Raw genomic sequence first — 22,013 nt, 5'->3', positions numbered from 1 at the left:
GTAGTATTAAGCATTAACCATCATTTCATTAATTATTTTATTGAAATTTCTTCTTTCTCTCTTCTCAAAGCAAAAATAAGCTAAAGAAGAAGGCAGTTCCTTCAGCTGAAATTCTTTAACAAAAGGAACTATTTCCTCTGGAGTAGGTATTTTAATATGCCAATCTCTATCATATCTTACATAATTCCTCACAAAAGTGTCTATAAACTCTCTTCCTTTCTCTTCCAAAGAGAGATAAAAATCTATAAAAAGATCTCTTTTCTCAGGATATAAATCTTCCAAAAACTTTTTAGCCAAATCCATTCTTGCTTTAAAGAAGGGATGGTCATTAGAAATATACGATAAGAATTTCATAACTTCAAAATCCCTCTTCGCAAAATTAATGAGTCTTTTAATATTCTCTGAGAAATCCAATATATCTTTAATCTTCTTAGAGGTAGAGGGGAATAGCTTCTTTCTATTACAAAGACTCATAAAGGCTGAGAGGATCAAAATTTTTCTTTCTTCCTTTGATATATTATTTAGTAATTCTATGGTTCTCCAGAAATCCTTAAATATGCTTATTCTCTTTAATTCAGCCAAAATATCCAAAGATAGATTATTAAAATCAGGCTTAATATCCTCGTTTAAATCCAACCATTTTTCATTGTTTTTAGAAGAAGACAGATCAAAACAAAATCTTTTGGAGAATTCAAGGGTTTTTTTGTAGTGCTGTTTATTGTAATTTCCAGAAGAATCCGACAAAAAGTTATAATAGTGCTTAATAATCATAGAAGTCTCACAAATAGAAAGATCATTATTAATCTTCTGTACTTCAAAAAGAGTATCAAGAACAGCAAAATCATAAGATAGATCTTCCCTATATAAAGCACAGTAATAAACAGCCTTTTTAGCTAATGATAGAGAAAATTTAGGATGTCTTTCTTTAAGATTCCAAGAGATATTGTTTAAACTATTGATAATTCCTGTTGGATGGGGAATAGATAGGGATGTTCTAAAAGCTTTAACATAGTAAAATATGGCTCTTCTAAGGTTTCCTTTTCTTAATTCCTCTCCTGCCTTACCTAAGAAGACAAAAGCTAAAGAAGAAGGATTAGAATAATATCTATTACTCCAAATACGAAACTTTGAAGAATTGGAAGAAAGAAATGAATTGTAGTAATTAATAAGGGTTGAAGATGTAATATTCCTTACGTAAGATGGAATATAAGGGAATTCTCGTTTTAATTTGTGAAAGAGCTCTACCCCTTCTTTACTATTTACTCTTGATAAGAATGCAAGCTTTTGCGTAAGAACAAGATAATATAATGTTTTACTATTATTGCCCTTATTAAGGGCTTTTTCTAATTTACTTAAAGCTAAAAAGTATTCCCCTTTCCAATATAATTTCAATGCCCAAAAATAAGCTTTCCAAGTTGAAGAAATTTTGCCTGTTTCCAAAATCCAGTTTAAAAACGGTTTCGCATAAGATCCATATGTGGATATGATCTTATTGATATAAGAAATTTCCTTGGGCATATCTCAAAATTGGGAAAAAACTTTTTGTTAATTATATCATATCCTTTAATCTAAGCAATTTACTACCAAAACGCTTTATCTTCAAAAAAAATTTAAAAACATAAAAATTTTGCTTTATTAAAATAAAGATTTTATCAATTCACACAAGCTATAGAACAGAAAAACTCAAAAATTATTTTTACAGCTTATTGATGGTCAATTGAGCTTGATCCTTTGATGACAAATATCCCATTGTGTCTTTTGCATAAAAAACTAAAGTGAAAATAGTATATGATAGTATATGAATATTGAAATTTTTTTAAAATTGATTAAAATAATAACAAAAAATTTAAAGAAGTCAAACTAATAGCCAAGAATAAAATGTAATAACATCTCTTACAACTATTCATTCTCCTTTCTCTCTCAAATCTTTAAAAGGGGGTAAAAGAGAATGAATTTAAAAGGGTATATTAAAATTATTCCATTAATCTTAATCCTTCTTTTGTCTTGTGGATTTTCAAACCCCACTCAATCATCTTCATCACAAGAAGGAATAACTTGGCAAAAAGTTTTTGGGGGAAAAAGTGATGATGGGGCATATTCAATTCAGCAAACATCAGATGGGGGATATATCATCGCAGGAGTTACAACCTCCTTTGGTGCAGGAGGAAACGATTTTTACATAATAAAACTGGATAAGGATGGAAATAAAATGTGGGAAAAAACTTTTGGGGGAAAAAGTGATGATGTGGCAGCTTCAGTTCAGCAAACATCAGATGGCGGATATATCGTCGCAGGAGGCACATATTCCTTTGGTGCAGGAAGAGCAGATGTTTACATAATAAAACTGGATAAGGATGGAAATAAAATGTGGGAGAAAACTTTCGGTGGAAGTGATAATGATTTGGCATGTTCAATTCAACAAACATCAGATGGGGGATATATAGTTGCAGGAGGTACATATTCCTTTGGTGCAGGAGAAGAAGATGTTTACATAATAAAACTAGATAGCAATGGAAATAAAATGTGGGAAAAAACTTTCGGCGGAAAAAGTGATGATGTGGCAAATTCAATTCAGCAAACATCAGATGGCGGATATATCGTCGCAGGATATACACCCTCCTTTGGCGCAGGTGGAGAAGATATTTACATAATAAAACTGGATAGGAATGGAAATAAAATGTGGGAAAAAACTTTCGGTGGAAGTGGTAATGATTATGCAAATTCAATTCAGCAAACATCAGATGGGGGATATATAGTTGCAGGAGGTACAACCTCCTTTGGTGCAGGAGGAATCGATGTTTACATAATAAAACTGGACGCAGGTGAATCTTCAAAACCTACTCAACCATCTTCATCACAAGAAGTGATAACTTGGCAAAAAGTTTTTGGCGGAAAAAGTGATGATGGGGCATATTCAATTCAGCAAACATCAGATGGGGGATATATTGTCGCAGGAGGTACATATTCCTTTGGTGCAGGAGGAGTAGATGTTTACATAATAAAACTGGATAGTAACGGAAATAAAATGTGGGAAAAATATTTCGGCGGAAAAGGTGATGATGGGGCAGCTTCAATTCAGCAAACATCAGATGGCGGATATATAGTTGCAGGAGGTACAACCTCCTTTGGTGCAGGAGGAATCGATGTTTACATAATAAAACTGGATAAGGATGGAAATAAAATGTGGGAAAAAACTTTTGGGGGAAAAAGTGATGATCGGGCATGGTCAATTCAGCAAACATCAGATGGGGGATATATTGTCGCAGGAGTTTACAACCTCCTTTGGTGCAGGAGGAAACGATTTTTACATAATAAAACTGGATAAGGATGGAAATAAAATGTGGGAAAAAACTTTCGGTGGAAAAAGTGATGATGTGGCAGCTTCAGTTCAGCAAACATCAGATGGCGGATATATCGTCGCAGGAGGTACAGCCTCCTTTGGTGCAGGAAGAGTAGATGTTTACATAATAAAACTGGATAAGGATGGAAATAAAATGTGGGAGAAAACTTTCGGTGGAAGTGATAATGATTTGGCATGTTCAATTCAGCAAACATCAGATGGGGGATATATAGTTGCAGGAGGTACAACCTCCTTTGGTGCAGGTGGAATCGATGTTTACATAATAAAACTGGATAGCAATGGAAACACAGGACCATATCCAACTAAGTGAGAAGTTAGTCTGTTAAAATCTTTCTTTTAAAAATTTCAAGGAGCAGGGCAAAACCCTGCTCCTTGTTTTTGTATATTTATATGGATCTATGTTATTACTTTTCTCCTTTTGGAGGTACCAGAAGATATAAAGGAACTGGAGTATAAATCTTCTTAAAAAGATAATTCATATACAAATATTTTTCTACAAAAAACACTCAAATTACAAAAAATTGAAAAATATAAAAAAATAAAACTTGAAAATAAGATCTTAACAACATTCCCAAGTAGGGTAAATTTGAAAGTCATATGCAAAAAGGTAAAGTGAAAACAAAAGGTTTAAGTGAAAGGAATATGTGAGGCTCATATTTACTATGAGAATTGCATATGAGGATCCTTTAGAAGGTGATAACAAGAAAAAGAATCCAAGATACTACAAAGGTTTCACTTGGTTTTAATAATTTCCGGAGCCTTGATTGGATTTTTGGAGATTTTTAATTTTAAAGGAAGAAAGGAAGGGAAAAGGATACTACCTATTTTTGCAAAACAAGTAATAGAAGGGCTTATATGGAAAAAGTATGAATACTATCATAATACTTAAAACAAAATGAATCTTCCATTATATTTGGACTTTGATAATAAAAAAATACATCCTAATGGATGGGAAGTTGTTTATTTCCTAAATCCTTCTTGTAGCGGGAGTTGTGCTCATTGTTGGTCTTATAATAAATTTTTAGGTTTTTACTTACCTACAGAATGGCACATTAATTTTTGGAGGAAAGTAGATTTTAATAAACTAAGAGAAATAAGACTTACTGGGGGTGAACCATTAGAATATAAAGGATTATCAGAAGTTATTAAAATTTTGACTTATAAAAATTTCGAAAGGTCTATTCCAATATATATTTTTACAAGTGGTAGAAGGTGTCATCTCTTTAAAAAAAGGAAAGGAAGGAGTAAAAGAGACCATAGAAAATTTAGTTAACTTGGGAATAGTAAAGGAAAATGTAGAAATTCATCTATCTTGTGACGAACATCATGCGGGAAGCTTATATAGATATGTAAATCACATTAAAAAAACTGTTCTCACGCGTGAAGAAATAGAGTCCCATAATACGTTAGGTATAAGTCTAATGAGAGACATGGTTAAAAAATTTCTTAACTGCGTGTAAAATTTTGAGGGAAAAAAATTTTAAATTCCGAGGAGTAAAACTAAAAATGCATTGTGAGTTAGGCAGAGGAAAATTTCATAGAGATATATAATTTTCTCTCCGAAAAGGAATGGAAGGAATATGTAATTATTACTGAAGGATTATTTAATTCGGGGAAAGCGATATCTTTAGGAAATACCATTGAGGTTCCACCTGATAAATATCCACCTTTATTTATCATTCCAGGAGCAGAATTTTCACTTTCTAATTCTAACGAAAAAGATGGGAAGAATATCATATAATAGAGAACGGAAAGATTATAGGAAGAGTTTATTTAGTTGGGAGACATCAAAACAGTAAAGGAGCTTCTATTATTGGGTTTCATAATCTTATCTATAACATTTTTTGTGGAGAAAGTGCTGATGATGCTTTGAAGCTTATTGGTTGAGGGAGGTCATAAAAGGAGTCAATAATAGAAGTTAAGGATTTATATAGGAAATACTTAATAAAAATAAGAATATTTGATTTTAAAAAGAAACCAGAGAAAATAATTGCTCTCAAAGGAATATCCTTTCAAGTAAATAAGGGAGAAATTTTTGGAATCTTAGGACCTAACGGGGCAGGAAAAACTACCACTATAAAAATTCTTAGTACCTTACTTTTACCTACCAGTGGTGAGGTAAAAATTTTAGGCTACGACATAACATAAAGAACCTGAGAAGGTTAGAAAGAGTATAAATTTTGTTATGGGAGGAGAAAGAAATCTTTATACGAGGTTGTCCGCTATTGAAAATTTGGAGTACTTCGCTGATCTATACGGTGTACCCTATAAAAACAGAAAAGAAAAAATAAAGGAATTACTTGAAATTGTTGGCTTACCCAGTAATAGATTAAAAGATAAGGTAGAAACATATTCAAAAGGAATGAAACAAAAATTACAGATTGCAAGAGGACTTATTAACGACCCTGAAATCATCTTTTTAGATGAGCCTACTATTGGTCTTGATCCTATAGGAGCAAGAGAGATCAGAAATATAATTAAGAGATTAAAAAATATGAAAAAACCATTATTTTTACGAGTCATTACATGCAGGAAGTAGAAGAACTTTGTGATAGAATTGCTTTTCTTAAAAGTGAAGAAATTATAACCATAGACACGCCAGCCTCTTTAAAGAGTAAATATTCGGAAAGTTTTGAGATTAAGCTATTAATTGATAAACATTTTAAGGCAAAATTAAATGAACTTGAAAAATTAAAATATGTCAAAAATTTAAAAATACATGAAAATGAAAACTTCTTAGAAGTTATCCTAGTTATTACTCCAGAATCTACAGCTATATCTAATATTTTCACAAACTTGAAGGGAATTCCAATCCATGACCTTATTGTAAAAAAGATATCTTTAGAGGATGTATACTTAAAATTGTTAGGAGAGTAGTCTGAAATGACCTATTTTAGGGCTTTGTTCTCTATATTTAAAATCCACTACAAAATATCTTTCTCGAGAAATTTATATAAATTTTCTATCTTTATTATGCCCATATTCTTTTCCACTCTCTTATACTTTATATATTCAGGCAAAGAGATGGTCTATATAATCTGGGGAAGTGGAATTGCCTCTTTGTGGGGACTTGCTTGTTATTCATCCGCTATCGAGATTGAGAGGGAAAGACTATCAGGAACTCTTGAGGCTGTATCAGTTACCCCGATAAGATTTGAATTTATAATCTTTTCCAAAATTTTAGCTAATACCTTAATAGGTTTTATCTCTTTTGCAATAGTTATAATTTATTCCATATTAATTTTAAGAATCCCTTTAATAATCTCTCGTATTGACTTATTTTTGCTCTCATTATTTTCCCTCTTACTCTCCCTTTTAGCAATTTCTTTCTTAACTGCAACTTTATTTACATTATCTAGAAATGCTTTTGCCCTGATATCCTCTATTCTATATCCAATATACTTTATATCTGGAATTCTATTTCCTGTGGAAATTCTTCCTTCATGGGTCCAATATATTTCTAATATCCTTCCCATTAGGTGGAGTGTGTCATTCCTAAAAAATTCTGTGCAAAAATGTAATAGTATTGAAAAAGAATTTTACTATTCTATTATCTTAAGTGTACTATATCTACTTGTAGGGCATTTTCTCTTTAAATACATAGAGAGAAAAAATAGGAAAGATGCAACCTTTGGAGGTATTTAAAGCTCAAAAGAGTGTGGATTTTTTTGAGAAATTCTTGGTTAGCTTACAAAGGAGTCTCATTGTGGCTAAATCCAAAGGCTTATATGATTGAAAAGGTAATTAATCCTATATTTAGGTTTCTTTTTTATTCCTTCTTAATATTGTATGGATATAAAGAAAAAACTAATATTGCAGTTTTTATTTTAGGTAACGCCATCCTTCTCTCCTCAATAAGTGCTTTAAAAGGAATAGGCATCATCTATTTCTCCGAAAGGCAACAAGGTACTTTGATGTATTTTATTGTAAGCCCTCGATCTCGTTTAAGAATCATCGCTCAAAAAATATTTTTCCATATTATCAATGCTTTCATTACAGTATTAATTGGGCTTACTATTATCCTTACAGGATTCAAATATACTATCCCCCATATCAATTTGTATTTATTTTCTTATTGATAATAATAGGAGTTATATCAGTGAGCCTTTTTGGAAGTCTTATAGCAAGTTTGGGACTATTAACCAGAGATATAAATTATGCTTCTTAACGGAATGGAGATTTTAATGATTCTTTTAAGCGGTGTTAATATACCCATCTCTAGATTTCCAACATTTTTGAAATATCTATCTCAGATTTTTCCTCTATCCCATCTTATGGAAGGTCTCAACTTAATAATACAGGATAAAATATCTATGGCAATACCCTACATAGTCTCTGAAATCGGATTACTTATAATGTATTTCCTTTTAGGCCAATTTATAATTAAATTTTTAGAACGTAAAGCAAGGCATATTGGAAATATTAATCTTTACTAAGTAAATGCTAGCTTTTTTAAAAAGCTCAATATTCACAAAGTTAAACTATAACAAACCAACTTTTGCGAGATATTTTTCAATCTCACTTGCTAAAATTTCAGCTTCTTTCCTATAGTTTAAAAAATCTTCTTTAGAAAATACATAGAAAGGATTATAATCTGCCTCTTCTCTATACTTCATAAGTCTTGAGAAGATATGAGCAATCTCTGGCTCAAATATTCCTTCTTTAACAAAATACAAACTCAAAAGTCTTAAAGCCCCCTCGTGACTTTTAGGTTCAAATCCCCTTGTAAAAAGAAGGGCTCTTACCATATGTAAAGCATAATAATACAAACGTGATATGGCATCCTTTATAAGATCATTTTCAAACAAAATATTTGCGGATTTATAAGCCTCTTTAGCTCTCTCTATCTCTTCTTTCACACTTATCCTTATATTCTCCTCTTTCATATTTCAATTCCTTCTCTTTCAATATCAAGAGCAATCCTTCTTTCCCTTTGTTTCAGATACTCAAAATCCTCCTTAGAAAGTATTAAGGTCGACAAAACTATGCCATATTTAGTCTCTAACTCCGTAACCTTTAAAAGAATTTTATCCTTTATGTCTTTATCTAAATAATTCACAATTATTACCACATCTATATCAGAATCCTCATCATAATCACCGCGCGCTTTTGATCCAAAAAGAACCATAGATATAAAATTAGAACCCAAAAGTTCTAAAAGCTTCACTTTCAGCTCTTTAAGTATGGCTTTTTCGACTTCATTTAAATAATTAATTGTTTTATCCATAATACAAAAACCTTCTACAATTATAGTGACTCTCGCTTTAATTTTCTAAGATTTTCCAAACACAATTTTACCATCTCTAAAGCCGGAAATCTAAGATTTTCATACTCTATTATATACCATTCTGTTCCACCTATAGTTTCACAAAGCTCAAAAATCTCTTTCCATCTTATCTTACCCTCTCCAATAGCTCTTGCAGAAAATGGATATTCTTTTAAAGGTATAATTCCTTTGCTTTCGTGGTTCTTTCTACTCTTTGCACCCGTATATTACTCCACAGATAATTTACATCCTATATATACTTCGGTATTACTTATAAATCCTATAACTCATTGTTTAAATTTGGTAAGATCTACTTTAGGTTTTAATTCCATAATTAGTATATTTTGGTCATTTATATATCTTATGATTCTTATAGTTATTTTAGGTATTTATTCTTTGAAGACCTTTAAAAGCGTATATATCCTTGAAAAATTTTATTGATTTATTAATGTGAAGGTTTTTTAGAGTTAGAGTGGTGTAGTCAGCATACTTTCTCAGTTAGTAAAATTGATCAAAAATCAAGATTTTGCATTTTATGTCCAAATACGAAACTTTGAAGAATTAGAAGAAAGAAACGAATTGTAGTAATTAATAAGAGTTGAAGATGTAATATTCCTTACGTAAGATGGAATATAAGGGAATTCTCGTTTTAATTTGTGAAAGAGCTCTACCCCTTCTTTACTATTTACTCTTAATAAGAATGCAAGTTTTTGCGTAAGAACAAGATAATATAATGTTTTACTATTATTACACTTATTAAGGGCTTTTTCTAATTTACTTAAAGCTAAAAGGTATTCCCCTTTCCAATATAATTTCAATGCCCAAAAATAAGCTTTCCAAGTTGAAGAAATTTTGCCTGTTTCTAAAATCCAGTTTAAAAACGGTTTCGCATAAGATCCATATGTGGATATGATCTTATTGATATAAGAAATTTCCTTGGGCATATCTCAAAATTGGGAAAAACTTTTTGTTAATTATATCATATCCTTTAATCTAAGCAATTTACTACCAAAACGCTTTATCTTCAAAAAAACTTAAAAATACAAAAATTTTGCCCCATTAAAATTAAGATTTCATCAACATTCCCAAGTAGGGTAAAGTTGAAAGTCATATGCAAAAAGGTAAAGTGGAAATTAAAAGTTTAAGTGGGAGGAATATGTAAAATGAAAAAGAAGGATAAAAATATATTTCTTTCAATACTTTTAATAATTTTCATGTTAATACTTTCTATTAAAGTTATATATGCAGACCCTTTAGAAGATGATAACAAGAAAAAAGAATCCAAGATACTATGAAGATTCCCTTGGTTTTAATAATCTCTGGACCCTTGATTGGATTTTTAGAGATTTTTAATTTATAAGGAAGAAAGGAGGTGAAGGAAATGCCTGAACCTCAAATTATTGGGGTAGAAAAAAATTGGTGTGCTGGGTGTACTGGATGTGGATTTTGTAGGTGGTGTCCTGGCAAAGTACAAGCTGCATGGATTGCCACTTTTGTAGGATTTGTAGGGTTAAGATAGGTTATAGCTTTAGGTGCCGCTGAAAAAGCGGCACCTAAAATAAGAAAAGGAGGTTAAGATTAAAAGGCATGAACCTGGATAGTAATGTTTATCTAAAACTAGACGTTGATAATCTAAGGTTGCATTTACAACCTCAGTATGCTTTTTTATGTTTTGATTCTAAAAAACTTCCTAAGAGAGGTCGTCTTAAACAACAGGCTGCAATCAAATTAAATAAAGTTGCTGGTGAAATTATTGAAAAGATGTATGAACCTTTAAGTCTTTCTGAGATAGTAAATTATTTCTGTAGAAAATATAATGACACAGAGGAAAATGTTTTTAGAAATATATCAATATTTTTTGAACGTCTTTATAATAGATACGGTATTTCTGTGATTGAATGCAAAAATAAATATGAAATAAAAAATTCTTGTTTTACAAAAACAGGAAGTTGGGATTATTTAGTTCCATTTGGCTTAGTCTTAGAATTAACTTACAGATGTAATTATCAATGTAAACATTGTTACAATAACTCTTCTATATATATGTTATCTGAAATGAAAACAGATGTTATTCTTTCTATACTTGAAGAAGCATATAAATTAGGAATACGAGAAATAGAATTGACAGGAGGAGAACCAACTGTTTATTCAAATATAGAAGAATTTCTCAAGAAATTGTTTACTTATAATTTCGAATTAATTGGCTTACTTACTAATGGGAGTAATCTCTCTGAGGAGATATGTCAACTTTTATACTATAATAGAGAAAGAGTAGTTGTACAAATAGATCTTCACGGAAGTTCTCCAGAGTATGTACGTTGGTTTACAGGTAATGAAAAAGCTTACTATTCAGCGATTGACAGCATAAAAAAGTTATCAGATTTAGGAATAGTTGTGAGAGTCGTATGTAATGTAACTTCACTTAATGTTGAGCAAATGGCAGATGTTGCTGAAATTGCTTATAAACTTGGAGCTACCGCAGTCGCTTTTGGTCCTATTGCTCCTATTGGGCGAGCTAAGTCTAATAATGATTTAATAATATCTCTTGACGATAAAGCCTTTGCTATGTTTGAAAAAAATATAGAAAATTTAATCGAAAAATATGGTAAGAATTTTATATCAGTAATTGAAGAAGAAATTATGTCAGATTCGATAAATTGTGGTGTTGGAAGATCTGGCATAACTCTCTCTCCTAATCTTGATGTTAAAATTTGCCAAATGTCAGATATGAGTATAGGCAATTTAAAGTTTTCTGGGAACTCTTTAAAGAATTTTTTACAAACTTATTCGATGTATTTCGAAATTATTTCTCAAATTCCTGCACCAAATAAAAGAATATGTAAAGAATGCGAAAATTTGTGGTTTTGCAATAATTGTCTAGTTAGAGGTTTAATGAAAGCATATGGGGAAGGAGAAGACAAATGTGTATGGAGAAAAGAATTTCTGAAAAACTCATTTCTATTAGAAATCTTTCAAAAGAAATAAATGGAAAGAAAATTTTAAAAAATATTTCCTTTGATATAGTAAGAGGAGAGATTACAGCACTTTTGGGTCCAAATGGAGCAGGAAAGACTACTATTCTTCGCTGTTTAACAGGGATATTCAATGTTACTTCTGGGAATATAGAAAAGGTTAATAATTTAATCATCTCTGTAATGCTTGAGAAAGATCTTTTATGGGAAAAGTATTCAGGATGGGAGAATATAAAGATATATGCTGAACTTCTTGGAAGAGGAGTAGAAAAAAATGATATTGAAGTTTATGCAGAGAAGTTAGGAATTTTAGATTTTCTGTCTCAAAAGGTCTATACTTATTCTAAAGGGACAAAAAGAAAACTAAGTTTTCTTTTAGCTCTTTTGAAAAATCCAGATCTCTTAGTTTTGGATGAACCTATGAGTGGGCTTGATCCTATTTCTCGAAAAAATATGAGAGAATTAATTCTTGATTTAAATCAGAAAGGAAAAAGCGTAATATTGACCTCTCATGATTTGGGAGAGCTAGAAAAACTTGCTCATAGAGTGATTCTTATAAAAGAGGGAAAGATATTAGTAGATGATATGAAGAGTGAAATTCTTGGAAAATATAGAGATCTTGAGGAATTATTTCTTGATGTAATAGGGGGAGGTTAAAAATGGGTAAAATTATCAAATATAATTTACAAAATGTGTTTAAAAATAGTACTTTTTATTTTCAAGTTATTTTCCTTACAGGAGTTGTGAGTTATACTCTTTTTGCACTTTTGAAGGATATGCCCTTTAATGTATCTTATTTCATATTTTCAAGAATACTTTTGCTTATGGGATCTTCTATATTAGCTTTTACAACGAGTATGATTCTTTCAGATCTTATAGTTTATGAAAAAATTACAGGTAGGATAGAGTTTTTACTATCTAATGGGGTTGGGGTTAGGTCTTATCTTTTTGGTTCTATAATATCTCTATGGATAATAACTGAGTTTATATTAATTTTCTGTGTATTTATAGCTAATTTTATTCTTTTTTTGCTTCTTAAAAAATCTATTAATTTTTTTGATTTAATAAAGATATTAGGTATTATTTCTATTTTTAACATAGGACTTGCGAGTATGATGTGTACTCTTGTTTTGAGGATAAGAAAGGTAAACTTAATTAATAACTTGCTGTGGATAATTGGATTTTCAATCATATTTGGATGGAATTATATAATGCAGAAAATTCCATTGAATGCGAAATATGATAGTTTTATCTTTCTGGGTTTAGCTTTATTAGGGATAATTTTAATTTTAGTCTCTTTTGTGTTTGGAAAAAGAATTAATAATGAGACCGTAGTTTTGACAATTCCATAAAGTTGTTCTGTTTTATTTAAGTTCCCTTTTTTGTTTATTCTTGAGGACCAAAAAGTTTATGAATATGCCAAACATGATATAAAAGATTTTATTGAGTTTATAGAGGCGATTAATTTACCCCTCAATATTAACAGATATTTCCTTATTTTCAAGTTATTTTTTTTAGTAAAACGTTTTATCTTCAAAAAATTTAAAAATAAAAAAAATTTGCCCTATTAAAATAAAGATTTCATCAGCGTTCCTAAGTAGGGTAAAGTTGAAAGTCATATGCAAAAAGGTAAAGTGAAAATAGAAAGCTTAAGGGGAATATGTGAGGCTCATGTTCACTATGAGAATTACATATGAGGATCCTTTAGAAGAGGATAACAAGAAAAAGACTCTAAGATGCTACGGAAGAATTTAAATTTGGTATCAAATCTAATAACATTTTCATTTATTTTAGTCTAGTAAAATTATTTTTAGGAGGTGTGAAATATGGAATACATAGTAAAAAAAGAAGAGGTATCACTCGCGAGTAAATGGTGTCCTTTCGTTTGTGGTTTAGGATGCGGAGCTATATGTGCTGCAGGATGTTATGTGGATACTCCTGGTATACCACTAATGGATGTTGTAGCAGGAACACGTGGAAGCTACGCTGCTTATGGTAAAGCAAAAGTACTTTAGCAAATTTTAAAATATAGGAGGTGTGGATATGGAAATTTTAGCGTCCAGAAAAGAAGGTACAGACAAAGGATGGGTGTGCTTTTTGGGTTGCGCAGGGGGATGCGCCGGGGGTTGTGCCGCTATTTGTATGATGGATGCTACTTCTCCTGTAACTGATCTTATAGGTAGCAGACTCGCTGCTAACGCTGCTACCGCGTGGGCAGTTAAAAGTTAATTTATGAGGGGGCGTCTTTAAGGACGCCCCCTTCACTTAAAGAGGAGGGGTAAGAATTTGGATAATATTAAAATAATAGAGTTTTCTACAGAAAATACTACTTATATTTATAATGATGATACAGGATTGACATTTCCCAAAAAAGATATTGATAAACTAAAAGAAATAATAAATTTGCTTAAACATAATAATATGAAAGAAAAACCTGTATTAAGAGAAGTAGACATACAACATTTTCTTTTATATGAGGGTTTTACTCAACTTATTTTAAGTGTTACTGAAAATTGTAATTTTAGATGTAAATACTGTTATTATTATTCAGGCATGTACGATTATGCTCCAATTTTTAATAGAAAAAATATGAATTTTGATATTGCCAAAAAGGCTGTAGATTATTATTTCAATAATATTTTTCAAGTATTAAAGTATAATCCATATAGGAAACCTTGTGTTACTTTTTATGGGGGAGAGCCCTTACTAAATTTTGATTTAATAAAAAGCATAGTTACTTATATCAGAAAAAAGTTCCCTAATATTAATGTTTTATATAATATAACTACTAATGGGTATTTGTTGACTAAGGATATCGTAGATTTTTTAATCGATAATGATTTTTATATTGCTGTAAGCCTAGATGGATATAAAGAAAATCATGATAGAAATAGAACAACAATAAAAGGCCAAAAAACATTTGATAAAATACTACAAAATCTTGAATACATACGATTTCATTATCCACGATATTTTTATGAAAATATATCATTAATTTGTTGTTATGACTGGAAAACAGACTTATTTAAACTAGAAGAATTCTTTAGTACGAATAAAAATTTACCTCCTTTAGTAAGAGTAAATGCCGCAGCTCCTTACTTTTCTAAATATTACCAAATTTTTACCAAAGAGGACTTTTTAAACCATCAATGTCAAATTCAAAAATTGAAGGATGTTTATTTTGAACAAATTAAAAAGAAGAAAAAAACAAGTGCGTTTTTAGATATTTTTTTTGGATCAAATTATAGAACTCTCTTAATTCGGGAAAAAATAACAAAATCAAAAGGTGTTTTTAATTTCTTACATGGAAGTTGTGTCCCAGGTGTAAAAATTTTTATCGACACCGACGGGAATTTTCACATTTGTGAGAAAGTAAACTATTCTTTTCCAATTGGTAATATAGAAGAAGGCCTAAATTATAAGAAAATAATTCAGGTACTTAATAAATACAAAGAAGAAATAACCTATGAATGCAAAAAATGCCCAATATCACGTTTATGCACTATGTGTTTTGCTACTTTTATGACTAATAATAGATTTTCAAAAGATCCAGAGAATATATGCGAATTATTAATAAAACAAACTTTGTCAGATTTCTCTGAATTATACTCTCTATTAGAAAGTGATCCTTCATTCGAAGAAAAACTGTTTCATTTAAATACCAAAAACAAGAGGAGGAATTATGAGCACATATTATAGACTATCTCCAGAAATCTATTTTGTTAAAGGAAGAAAAAAAAGTGCATTATATAATACCCTTCAGGGGGAAATTATTCATCTTTGTGAAGAAAGAACAAGAATTATAGAACTTTTAGACAAAATGCCCTTTGAGGAGATACTAAATATAATAAATGGACTATCTAAGACCGAAATTATGGAATTTGTGAGAGTTCTAAAGCAAAACGGAATAATAAGAAAATATGAAAATAAAGCTTATATAGATAAATTAAGTTTAGGCTTTCCTCTTTTTATGCAGAAACATCTATTTAACAAACCTGCTCCTAATTTAGATATTGCCTTTATAGAAGTGAGTAGTACATGTGATTTTTCTTGTTATTTTTGTAAAAATTATCCTATAAAATTCGGTTGTTTGGGATGTACTCAAATAAGCTACAAAAAAAGAATTAGTGAAGAATTATGGTTAGAAATACTACAGGAAGTAAATAATTTGAGATGTAAGACATTAGTAATTTTAGGAGGTGACCCATTTTTAGAAATCACATCTTTAGTCAATTTTTGTAGAAATTTAGACAAATTCAATTTTGAAAATATTTTTATTCTAACTCATGGAATAAATATAGCTACGAAAAAAAGTAGAAATTTAATAAAGCATTACAATTTAAAACCTATCATTAGCATTTTTTTGCCATAATCCCTCTATAATACTATCTCTCAAAAGAGTTTTGCTTTTCTTTTAAATAATTTAAGAAAACTAAAAGAAGAAGATATTCAATTTTATATCAATTTTCGATTTTGCGATTTAGAATCTTATAAACAAAAAAATATAATAATAGAAAACATGACTACAGACCTAAATATTAATAAACAAAATATTTCTGAAAGCTATATGTTTGATCACTACATTGAAAAAAATGACATTCTACCAGTATTTGTCTCTGACTTTGAATTACGAAAAATTTACAATCCTTGTCTTAAAGGGAAAATAACAATTACCCTTGAAGGTAAATATCTCCTTTGCCCAATGCTTAGAAATTTAGTATTGGGAAGCGTTAAAGAAAGTAAAATACCAGATCTTTTCATAAAGGGAACAATTGACAGATTTTACGAACTATCCAAAGAGAAGCTTTATCCATGTAAGTATTGCGAATTTAGATATGCTTGTCTAGATTGTAGAGCCTTCGAATTACTAAAAGGGAGTAGCCTAGGTGAAGTGAAATTTTGTAAGTATAATCCATTGGAAGGAATATGGGGGTGAAGCTTTGGGAGATTTTGTCATTTCCTTTAATAATGTGGTAAAGAAATACGAAAAAACTTTGGCTTTGAACAAAGCGAGTTTTCAGGTTAAAAAAGGAGAGATTTTTGGGTATATAGGTCCTAATGGTGCTGGAAAAACTACCACTATAAGAATACTTCTTGGACTGTTAAAACCCAATGACGGAGAAGTAAAAGTATTTGGCTACGACATTAGTGAATTGGATAAGATTAAAGGAAGAATAGGTTTCATGCTTGAAGAAAGAGGGTTATATGAAAATCTCACTGGATATGAAAACTTAGAATTTTACTCTATTTTATACAAAGTGCCCAAAAAGATAAGAGAAAATAGAATAAAAGAATTAATAGAACTTGTAGGACTTTCTGGTAGAGAAAAAGAAAAGGTTAAAAATTATTCAACAGGTATGAGGCAGAGATTATGCTTAGCAAGATCACTTCTTCATGAGCCAGAACTTCTTCTTTTAGATGAGCCAACTACAGGTTTAGATGTGGAAGGACAAAAATTTATAAGAGATTTCTTAGTCAATCTTGCTAATAATAAAAATGTTACTATTTTTATAACGTCCCATAATCTCTACGAAATATCCCAAATATGTACTAGAATTGGAATAATAAATAAAGGAGAAATTGTAGCCTGTGGGACTCTTTCTGAATTGCAAAGAGCCTTTGATAGAAAAGAAGTAGAAATCTCCATAGATAAACCCTTGCAAGAAGTAGAAGTACCATTAAGAAACCTGCCTTTTGTTCAAAATGTAAAAGAAGAGGAAGGTAAGATAATTGTTTCTTTGGAAAATAAAGACAAATTACCAGATCTATTATTATGGTTTACACAAAATAACATAAAAGTATGGAAAATCAATGAGATTAAAAACTCTCTTGAAGATATATACCTATCTATAGTAAAGGAGGAAAAATAAATGTTAGGAATTTTATATAAAGAGATGAAGCAATTCAGAAAATTTCTTTACATCTCTCTATTCTACTCTATTTTCTTTTTGTTCGTCTTCAACACAACTATAGTAAAGGGGGAGGATAATCTATTTAGAATTCCTCACATAGTAAGAGAGATGGCAAACTCGCCCAATACAAAGATATTTTTCAGCAACTTCGTTAGTAAATTGATAAATTACATTCCTATAGGTACAATGATATTTGTTGGAACATTTCATATAACTTTGTTATTTATCACAGAATATTATACTAAGAACATAATACCTCTTCTTTCTACTCCTCTTACTCTTGTAGATTTTTGGCTGGGAAAGGTCATTTATGTATCACTAGCCATATATGTGATGAGTCTGTCTTCTCTCTTTGGGCTTCTCCTTTATTTAATATTGTTGGGTGTATCTGTTAGAATTACTTTACAGAATGTCTTTCATATTATTGTTGTAGCTCCCATAATCAACTTTGGAATATTAAGCTTTATTGGATGTTTGTCCTTGTTATTTGTAGATAAACTGATTCCCACGAGAATTTTGATAACTTATGCTTATTCAATACTTTTCATCGCTTTCTTTTATTTTATGGAGCCAGATAAATTAGAAAGAATACACTTCTTGTTAAAACCAAACTTAATTTTCATACTTGCAGGTTTAGTATTGTTTATTATTTCCTATTATCTTGTTAAAAATACTAGTATAGAAAAAATTCTACAAAAAGGGAGTTCATGAAAATGAAAGAGGATTTTGATTTCCTTATTCCAAAGAAAGAAGATATTTCCTTCTCAAAACTTAAAATATTGTTACCTTATTTTAAAATTCATCTTGGTAATTTTATAATTGCAAGTATATTTCTTATAATCTCGTCCTTTATTACAATTCCTGTTCCCTATTTAACAAAGATAGTAATCGATAAGGTTTTATTAGGAAGTAAAAATGCAAAATTACTTGTTAATTTAGTCATTATTATGGCAATTCTTCACATAGCAAGAAGTGTATTCTCTGGTATTACCCAATATCTTTTTACAAAATTAAACCAAGAAATTATAGCAACTTTAAAAAGTGAGTTATTTAAAAAGATTTTGAAACTACCTTTCTCTTTTTACGATCAAGCTCAAACAGGCTATCTTTTAAGCAGAATTGGAGAAATAGAAGGATTAGGATTCTTCTTCTCTTCTACATTAGTAAGCCAATTAATAAGATTAGGAGAATTTATTTTTGCTCTTTTTATGCTCTTTTATCTCAATTGGAAATTAACCTTAATCGCTCTTTCAATTTTACCCTTTTATTATCTAGGTCTTAAACCCTTGTCTCAAAGAATTACATATATCACAAAAGATCTTTTAGAATCCTCTGCTAAATTAATGGGGAAAGTAGAAGAAAGAATTTCAGGAGCAGAAGTAATTAAACTTTTTGCTACAGAGGAAAGAGAGGCTATGGAAATTGAAAAGGGATTTAAAGAAATTAGCAGAAAGAACATTCTACAAAGTATAATCTTTACATTATTCTCAGAATTTAATATCACTCTTATTGCTTTGGGCGGACTTCTTATCCTATGGAGAGGAGGTTTAGATATAATAAATGGATCCTTTACTTTAGGAAGTTATATTGCTTTCACATCCTATGTGCAGAGACTTTATGGTCCTATTCAAAGTTTAGCTACTTTTAATTTTACTATTTATCCAGCTCTTGTCTCTTTAAAAAGAGTTACTGAAATTATGGAGATGGCAAAAGAAGAAGAAGGCGAAATAACAATTAATAAGTTAAGAGAAGGAATATCTTTTGTTAATGTTTCCTTTTCCTATGATGGAAAAAATAAAGTTTTAGAAAATATAAACTTAGATATAAAAGTGGGAGAAAAAGTCGCAATAGTAGGTCCTAATGGTAGTGGAAAAACTACTCTAATCCGACTGCTTCTTAGAATGTATAAACCTTTGGAAGGAAAAATTTTTATAGACGGTATCGACTTAGATAAAATAAAGCTTTCCTCTTTAAGAGAAAAAATTGGAATTGTTTCCCAAAACATCTTCTTATTTAATGATACTGTTAGAAATAACATTTCCTATGCAAATCCCAACATCTCTGACAATGAGATAAATAATCTCCTAAAAGAGATAGATTTATATCACTTTTTTATGGAAGGATTCCCAAATGGGCTTGATACCATAATAGGAGAAAGAGGAGTAAGAATATCGGGAGGACAAAAGAAGGTGATTGCTTTTCTTAGAGCTATATTAAAAAATCCTGAAATTCTCATACTTGACGAGGCAACCTCTGAAATAGATACAAGGGTAGAAGAAAAGATATTTAAATTTATAAAAGAAAAGATGAAAGATACAACTTGTGTTATCATTACTCCTAAGGATTTACCTAAGGAAACCTTTATAAATAAAATTGTTTACTTGGAGAATGGAAAAATCGTAAATATAGTAACAATGATATAATATTTTTATGAACAAGGAATTTTACTCCCTTTATGAAAAGGAAAGAATAAAGAATTATTGATTGAAAAATTCCTTACAGATTTAATAGAAACAACATCCCTTGAAGCCATTAGTAATGAGTATATATCCTACTTATCTTTAAAGGAGCTTCTTCCTTGATGCAGATCGATATTGAAAAAAATAAAACAGAGAAATTCTGGTCTGACAAGAGAAATATAGCAGCCTTAAAATACTTCCTTCTCTAAGCTATAGAATCCTTAGGAGGGATATGTGTCCACATCTGCACTAAAAGATTCAATAAGGGAGTTTCCAGTTTAGGAGAATGCATAGAAATCCTTGAAAAAGAGAAAGTCTTAGATAAAGATCTATCGGAGAGATTAAGAAATTTATGAGTATGCCAAAAAGGATATTAAAGACTTCACTGATTTTATAGAGGCAATTAAAGGGATTCTTTGAACTGTAGTGTTAAGCATTAACCATCATTTCATTAATTATTTTATTGAAATTTCTTCTTTCTCTCCTCTCAAAGCAAAAATAAGCTAAAGAAGAAGGCAGTTCCTTCAGCTGAAATCCTTTAACAAAAGAAACTATTTCTGCAGGAGTAGGTATTTTAATATGCCAATCTCTATCATATCTTACATAATTCCTCACAAAAGCATCTATAAGCTCTTTTTCTTTTTCCTTTAGAGAGAGGTAAAAACTTATGAAAAATTCTCTTTTCTCTGGGAGTAGAGTTTCCAAAAATTTTTTTGCTAAATCCATTCTTGCTTCAAAAAAAGGATGGTCATTAGAGATATAGGATAAAAATCTTATAACCTCAAAATCCCTCTTCGCAAAATTAATGAGTCTTTTAATATTCTCTGAGAAATCCAATATGTTTTTAATCTTTTTATAAGTAGAAGGAAATAAACTTTTTCTATCACAAAGACTCATAAAACTTGAGAGAATTAAATTTTCTCTTGCGTCCTTTGATACATTATTTAATTTTTCTATGGTTCTCTGAAAGTTTTTTAATATGTTTATTCTTCTCAATTCAATTAATACTTCAAGGGGGAGATTATTAAAATCAGGTTTAATATTTGAAACTTTATTTAAATCTCTCAATTCTCCATTATTTTTATAGAAAGAAGGTTCTAAATCAAAACAAAATCTTTTAGAGGATTCAAAGGTTTTTCTGTAGTGCTGTTTATTGTAATTTCCAGAAGAATCTGACAAAAATTTATAATAGTGCTTAATAATCATAGAAGTCTCACAAATAGAAAGATCATTATTAATCCTCTGTACTTCAAAAAGAGTATCCAGAACAGCAAAATCATAAGATAGATCTTCCCTATATAAAGCACAGTAATAAACAGCTTTTTTAGCTAATGATAGAGAAAATTTAGGATGTCTTTCTTTAAGATTCCAAGAGAGGTTGTTTAAACTATTGATAATTCCTGTTGGATGGGGAATAGATAGGGATGTTCTAAAAGCTTTAACGTAGTAAAATATGGCTTTTCTAATATTTTCTTTTTTTATCTCTTCTCTTGCCTTACCTAAGAATATAAAAACCTGGGAGGAAGAGTCTAAATGATAACTATTGCTCCAAATACGAAACTTGGGGAGATTAGATGGGAAGATAGTAGCATAGTAATGAAGGAGTGATGAGACTGCAATATTTCTTACATAGGATGGAATATAAGGGAATTCTTGTTTTAACTTGTGAAAGAGCTCTACTCCTTCTTTACTATTTACCCTTGATAAAAATGCAAGCTTTTGAGTAAGAACAAGATAATATAATGTTTTACTATTATTGCACTTATTAAGGGCTTTTTCTAATTTACTTAAAGCTAAAAAATATTCTCCTTTCCAATATAATTTCAATGCTAAAAAATAAGTTTTCCAGGCTGAAGAAATTCTGCCTGTTTCCAAAATCCAGTTTAAAAATGGTTTCGCATAAGATCCATACGCGGATATAATCCTATTGATATAAGAAATTTCCTTGGGCATATCTCAAAATTGGGAAAAATTTTTTTGTAATTATATCACATTCTTTAATCTAAGCAATTTTTTAGTAAAACGTTTTATCTTCAAAAAATT

26 protein-coding genes are annotated in these 22,013 nt (G+C 30.1%); 21 read left to right on the top strand and 5 right to left on the bottom strand.

Features of this window, described 5'->3' with window-relative positions:
• Positions 1–6: 6 nt before the first annotated feature.
• Positions 7–1,518, bottom strand: a complete 1,512-nt coding sequence (locus tag DICTH_RS01140; RefSeq protein ID WP_012548237.1) for a hypothetical protein — start codon at positions 1,516–1,518, stop codon at positions 7–9.
• Between the two features lie 430 nt (positions 1,519–1,948).
• On the opposite strand from DICTH_RS01140, the gene DICTH_RS09675 reads away from it, so the two are divergent.
• The 9 genes from DICTH_RS09675 (at position 1,949) to DICTH_RS09660 (ending at position 7,797) form a co-directional block, all read left to right on the top strand.
• Positions 1,949–3,325: a ligand-binding sensor domain-containing protein gene (locus tag DICTH_RS09675; protein WP_012547773.1), complete on the top strand. Its 1,377-nt coding sequence runs from the start codon at positions 1,949–1,951 to the stop codon at positions 3,323–3,325.
• A gap of 13 nt (positions 3,326–3,338) precedes the next feature.
• Positions 3,339–3,671: a hypothetical protein gene (locus tag DICTH_RS10080; protein ID WP_012548660.1), complete on the top strand. Its 333-nt coding sequence runs from the start codon at positions 3,339–3,341 to the stop codon at positions 3,669–3,671.
• A gap of 585 nt (positions 3,672–4,256) precedes the next feature.
• Entirely contained in the window at positions 4,257–4,634 is a 378-nt protein-coding gene (locus DICTH_RS01125; RefSeq protein WP_012547242.1) for a 4Fe-4S cluster-binding domain-containing protein, read from the top strand.
• 635 nt (positions 4,635–5,269) lie between these two features.
• Positions 5,270–5,509, top strand: a complete 240-nt coding sequence (locus tag DICTH_RS10395; protein WP_201763768.1) for an ATP-binding cassette domain-containing protein — start codon at positions 5,270–5,272, stop codon at positions 5,507–5,509.
• A gap of 37 nt (positions 5,510–5,546) precedes the next feature.
• On the top strand, positions 5,547–5,900 hold the full coding sequence (locus DICTH_RS10220; RefSeq protein WP_012547020.1) for an ATP-binding cassette domain-containing protein: 354 nt from the start codon (positions 5,547–5,549) through the stop codon (positions 5,898–5,900).
• Positions 5,888–6,238, top strand: a complete 351-nt coding sequence (locus tag DICTH_RS10215) for an ATP-binding cassette domain-containing protein (protein WP_012547800.1) — start codon at positions 5,888–5,890, stop codon at positions 6,236–6,238. Before DICTH_RS10220 ends, DICTH_RS10215 begins: the two co-directional genes overlap by 13 nt.
• 6 nt (positions 6,239–6,244) lie before the next feature.
• The gene (locus DICTH_RS10390; protein WP_012548579.1) at positions 6,245–7,006 is read left to right on the top strand and encodes an ABC transporter permease; all 762 of its coding nucleotides are present in this window, start codon (positions 6,245–6,247) and stop codon (positions 7,004–7,006) included.
• 23 nt (positions 7,007–7,029) lie between these two features.
• Positions 7,030–7,440, top strand: a complete 411-nt coding sequence (locus DICTH_RS09665) for a hypothetical protein (protein ID WP_143707851.1) — start codon at positions 7,030–7,032, stop codon at positions 7,438–7,440.
• A 105-nt stretch (positions 7,441–7,545) separates the two neighbouring features.
• Entirely contained in the window at positions 7,546–7,797 is a 252-nt protein-coding gene (locus DICTH_RS09660; RefSeq protein WP_012548411.1) for a hypothetical protein, read from the top strand.
• Positions 7,798–7,842: 45 nt separating this feature from the next.
• Here DICTH_RS09660 and DICTH_RS01100 read toward each other — a convergent pair whose 3' ends face one another.
• The 3 genes from DICTH_RS01100 to DICTH_RS01085 all read right to left on the bottom strand — a co-directional run bounded on the left by DICTH_RS01100 (position 7,843) and on the right by DICTH_RS01085 (position 9,571).
• Positions 7,843–8,247 carry a HEPN domain-containing protein gene (locus DICTH_RS01100; protein ID WP_012547197.1) on the bottom strand — a complete coding sequence of 135 codons (405 nt, stop codon included), beginning with the start codon at positions 8,245–8,247 and terminating at the stop codon, positions 7,843–7,845.
• A complete protein-coding gene (locus DICTH_RS01095) occupies positions 8,244–8,588 on the bottom strand; it encodes a nucleotidyltransferase domain-containing protein (RefSeq protein ID WP_012547861.1) in 345 nt (114 codons plus the stop codon). The genes DICTH_RS01100 and DICTH_RS01095 overlap by 4 nt, the downstream gene beginning before the upstream one ends.
• Positions 8,589–9,160: 572 nt before the next feature.
• A complete protein-coding gene (locus tag DICTH_RS01085; RefSeq protein WP_012547377.1) occupies positions 9,161–9,571 on the bottom strand; it encodes a hypothetical protein in 411 nt (136 codons plus the stop codon).
• 219 nt (positions 9,572–9,790) lie between these two features.
• Between DICTH_RS01085 and DICTH_RS10305 the strand changes: the two genes are divergently transcribed.
• The 12 genes from DICTH_RS10305 (at position 9,791) to DICTH_RS01030 (ending at position 19,934) form a co-directional block, all read left to right on the top strand.
• Entirely contained in the window at positions 9,791–9,922 is a 132-nt protein-coding gene (locus tag DICTH_RS10305) for a hypothetical protein (RefSeq protein WP_012548745.1), read from the top strand.
• A gap of 86 nt (positions 9,923–10,008) precedes the next feature.
• Entirely contained in the window at positions 10,009–10,146 is a 138-nt protein-coding gene (locus DICTH_RS10195; RefSeq protein ID WP_012547030.1) for a hypothetical protein, read from the top strand.
• Between the two features lie 68 nt (positions 10,147–10,214).
• A complete protein-coding gene (locus tag DICTH_RS01080; protein ID WP_012547856.1) occupies positions 10,215–11,612 on the top strand; it encodes a radical SAM protein in 1,398 nt (465 codons plus the stop codon).
• Positions 11,555–12,256 carry an ABC transporter ATP-binding protein gene (locus tag DICTH_RS01075; RefSeq protein WP_012546943.1) on the top strand — a complete coding sequence of 234 codons (702 nt, stop codon included), beginning with the start codon at positions 11,555–11,557 and terminating at the stop codon, positions 12,254–12,256. The genes DICTH_RS01080 and DICTH_RS01075 overlap by 58 nt, the downstream gene beginning before the upstream one ends.
• Before the next feature lie 2 nt (positions 12,257–12,258).
• Positions 12,259–12,951, top strand: a complete 693-nt coding sequence (locus DICTH_RS01070; RefSeq protein WP_012548129.1) for a hypothetical protein — start codon at positions 12,259–12,261, stop codon at positions 12,949–12,951.
• A gap of 474 nt (positions 12,952–13,425) precedes the next feature.
• Positions 13,426–13,614: a hypothetical protein gene (locus tag DICTH_RS01065; protein ID WP_012548498.1), complete on the top strand. Its 189-nt coding sequence runs from the start codon at positions 13,426–13,428 to the stop codon at positions 13,612–13,614.
• Between the two features lie 28 nt (positions 13,615–13,642).
• Complete coding sequence (locus DICTH_RS01060) at positions 13,643–13,828, top strand: hypothetical protein (RefSeq protein ID WP_041723147.1); 186 nt, start codon at positions 13,643–13,645, stop codon at positions 13,826–13,828.
• A gap of 57 nt (positions 13,829–13,885) precedes the next feature.
• Positions 13,886–15,298, top strand: a complete 1,413-nt coding sequence (locus DICTH_RS01055; protein WP_012547443.1) for a radical SAM protein — start codon at positions 13,886–13,888, stop codon at positions 15,296–15,298.
• The gene (locus tag DICTH_RS01050) at positions 15,282–15,971 is read left to right on the top strand and encodes a 4Fe-4S cluster-binding domain-containing protein (RefSeq protein ID WP_012548569.1); all 690 of its coding nucleotides are present in this window, start codon (positions 15,282–15,284) and stop codon (positions 15,969–15,971) included. The genes DICTH_RS01055 and DICTH_RS01050 overlap by 17 nt, the downstream gene beginning before the upstream one ends.
• Before the next feature lie 568 nt (positions 15,972–16,539).
• Complete coding sequence (locus DICTH_RS01040; RefSeq protein WP_012546900.1) at positions 16,540–17,469, top strand: ABC transporter ATP-binding protein; 930 nt, start codon at positions 16,540–16,542, stop codon at positions 17,467–17,469.
• On the top strand, positions 17,470–18,222 hold the full coding sequence (locus tag DICTH_RS01035; protein ID WP_012547986.1) for a hypothetical protein: 753 nt from the start codon (positions 17,470–17,472) through the stop codon (positions 18,220–18,222).
• Positions 18,223–18,224: 2 nt separating this feature from the next.
• Positions 18,225–19,934: an ABC transporter ATP-binding protein gene (locus tag DICTH_RS01030; protein WP_012548611.1), complete on the top strand. Its 1,710-nt coding sequence runs from the start codon at positions 18,225–18,227 to the stop codon at positions 19,932–19,934.
• 465 nt (positions 19,935–20,399) lie between these two features.
• Here the strand turns inward: DICTH_RS01030 and DICTH_RS01025 are convergent, their stop codons facing one another.
• A complete protein-coding gene (locus tag DICTH_RS01025; RefSeq protein WP_012547732.1) occupies positions 20,400–21,923 on the bottom strand; it encodes a hypothetical protein in 1,524 nt (507 codons plus the stop codon).
• Positions 21,924–22,013 lie beyond the last annotated feature (90 nt).

This window comes from Dictyoglomus thermophilum H-6-12 (genome assembly GCF_000020965.1).
GTDB classification, from domain to species: Bacteria; Dictyoglomota; Dictyoglomia; order Dictyoglomales; family Dictyoglomaceae; genus Dictyoglomus; species Dictyoglomus thermophilum.
The sequence above is the reverse complement of the archived record's forward strand: the minus strand, read 5'-3'. Positions and strand labels throughout refer to the sequence as shown.

What these genes read in the sequence shown, in the direction of transcription:
- DICTH_RS10080 (WP_012548660.1), top strand. Translation starts at nt 3,339, where the DNA reads ATGTGGGAAAAAACTTTCGGTGGAAAAAGTGATGATGTGGCAGCTTCA.
- DICTH_RS01065 (WP_012548498.1), top strand. Translation starts at nt 13,426, where the DNA reads ATGGAATACATAGTAAAAAAAGAAGAGGTATCACTCGCGAGTAAATGG.
- DICTH_RS10305 (WP_012548745.1), top strand. Translation starts at nt 9,791, where the DNA reads ATGAAAAAGAAGGATAAAAATATATTTCTTTCAATACTTTTAATAATT.
- DICTH_RS01140 (WP_012548237.1), bottom strand. Translation starts at nt 1,518, where the DNA reads ATGCCCAAGGAAATTTCTTATATCAATAAGATCATATCCACATATGGA.
- DICTH_RS01025 (WP_012547732.1), bottom strand. Translation starts at nt 21,923, where the DNA reads ATGCCCAAGGAAATTTCTTATATCAATAGGATTATATCCGCGTATGGA.
- DICTH_RS10215 (WP_012547800.1), top strand. Translation starts at nt 5,888, where the DNA reads ATGCAGGAAGTAGAAGAACTTTGTGATAGAATTGCTTTTCTTAAAAGT.
- DICTH_RS01085 (WP_012547377.1), bottom strand. Translation starts at nt 9,571, where the DNA reads ATGCCCAAGGAAATTTCTTATATCAATAAGATCATATCCACATATGGA.
- DICTH_RS09675 (WP_012547773.1), top strand. Translation starts at nt 1,949, where the DNA reads ATGAATTTAAAAGGGTATATTAAAATTATTCCATTAATCTTAATCCTT.
- DICTH_RS10220 (WP_012547020.1), top strand. Translation starts at nt 5,547, where the DNA reads ATGGGAGGAGAAAGAAATCTTTATACGAGGTTGTCCGCTATTGAAAAT.
- DICTH_RS01080 (WP_012547856.1), top strand. Translation starts at nt 10,215, where the DNA reads ATGAACCTGGATAGTAATGTTTATCTAAAACTAGACGTTGATAATCTA.
- DICTH_RS09660 (WP_012548411.1), top strand. Translation starts at nt 7,546, where the DNA reads ATGATTCTTTTAAGCGGTGTTAATATACCCATCTCTAGATTTCCAACA.
- DICTH_RS01070 (WP_012548129.1), top strand. Translation starts at nt 12,259, where the DNA reads ATGGGTAAAATTATCAAATATAATTTACAAAATGTGTTTAAAAATAGT.
- DICTH_RS01030 (WP_012548611.1), top strand. Translation starts at nt 18,225, where the DNA reads ATGAAAGAGGATTTTGATTTCCTTATTCCAAAGAAAGAAGATATTTCC.
- DICTH_RS01100 (WP_012547197.1), bottom strand. Translation starts at nt 8,247, where the DNA reads ATGAAAGAGGAGAATATAAGGATAAGTGTGAAAGAAGAGATAGAGAGA.
- DICTH_RS01050 (WP_012548569.1), top strand. Translation starts at nt 15,282, where the DNA reads ATGAGCACATATTATAGACTATCTCCAGAAATCTATTTTGTTAAAGGA.
- DICTH_RS01125 (WP_012547242.1), top strand. Translation starts at nt 4,257, where the DNA reads ATGAATCTTCCATTATATTTGGACTTTGATAATAAAAAAATACATCCT.
- DICTH_RS01075 (WP_012546943.1), top strand. Translation starts at nt 11,555, where the DNA reads ATGGAGAAAAGAATTTCTGAAAAACTCATTTCTATTAGAAATCTTTCA.
- DICTH_RS10195 (WP_012547030.1), top strand. Translation starts at nt 10,009, where the DNA reads ATGCCTGAACCTCAAATTATTGGGGTAGAAAAAAATTGGTGTGCTGGG.
- DICTH_RS01060 (WP_041723147.1), top strand. Translation starts at nt 13,643, where the DNA reads ATGGAAATTTTAGCGTCCAGAAAAGAAGGTACAGACAAAGGATGGGTG.
- DICTH_RS01095 (WP_012547861.1), bottom strand. Translation starts at nt 8,588, where the DNA reads ATGGATAAAACAATTAATTATTTAAATGAAGTCGAAAAAGCCATACTT.
- DICTH_RS01035 (WP_012547986.1), top strand. Translation starts at nt 17,470, where the DNA reads ATGTTAGGAATTTTATATAAAGAGATGAAGCAATTCAGAAAATTTCTT.
- DICTH_RS10390 (WP_012548579.1), top strand. Translation starts at nt 6,245, where the DNA reads ATGACCTATTTTAGGGCTTTGTTCTCTATATTTAAAATCCACTACAAA.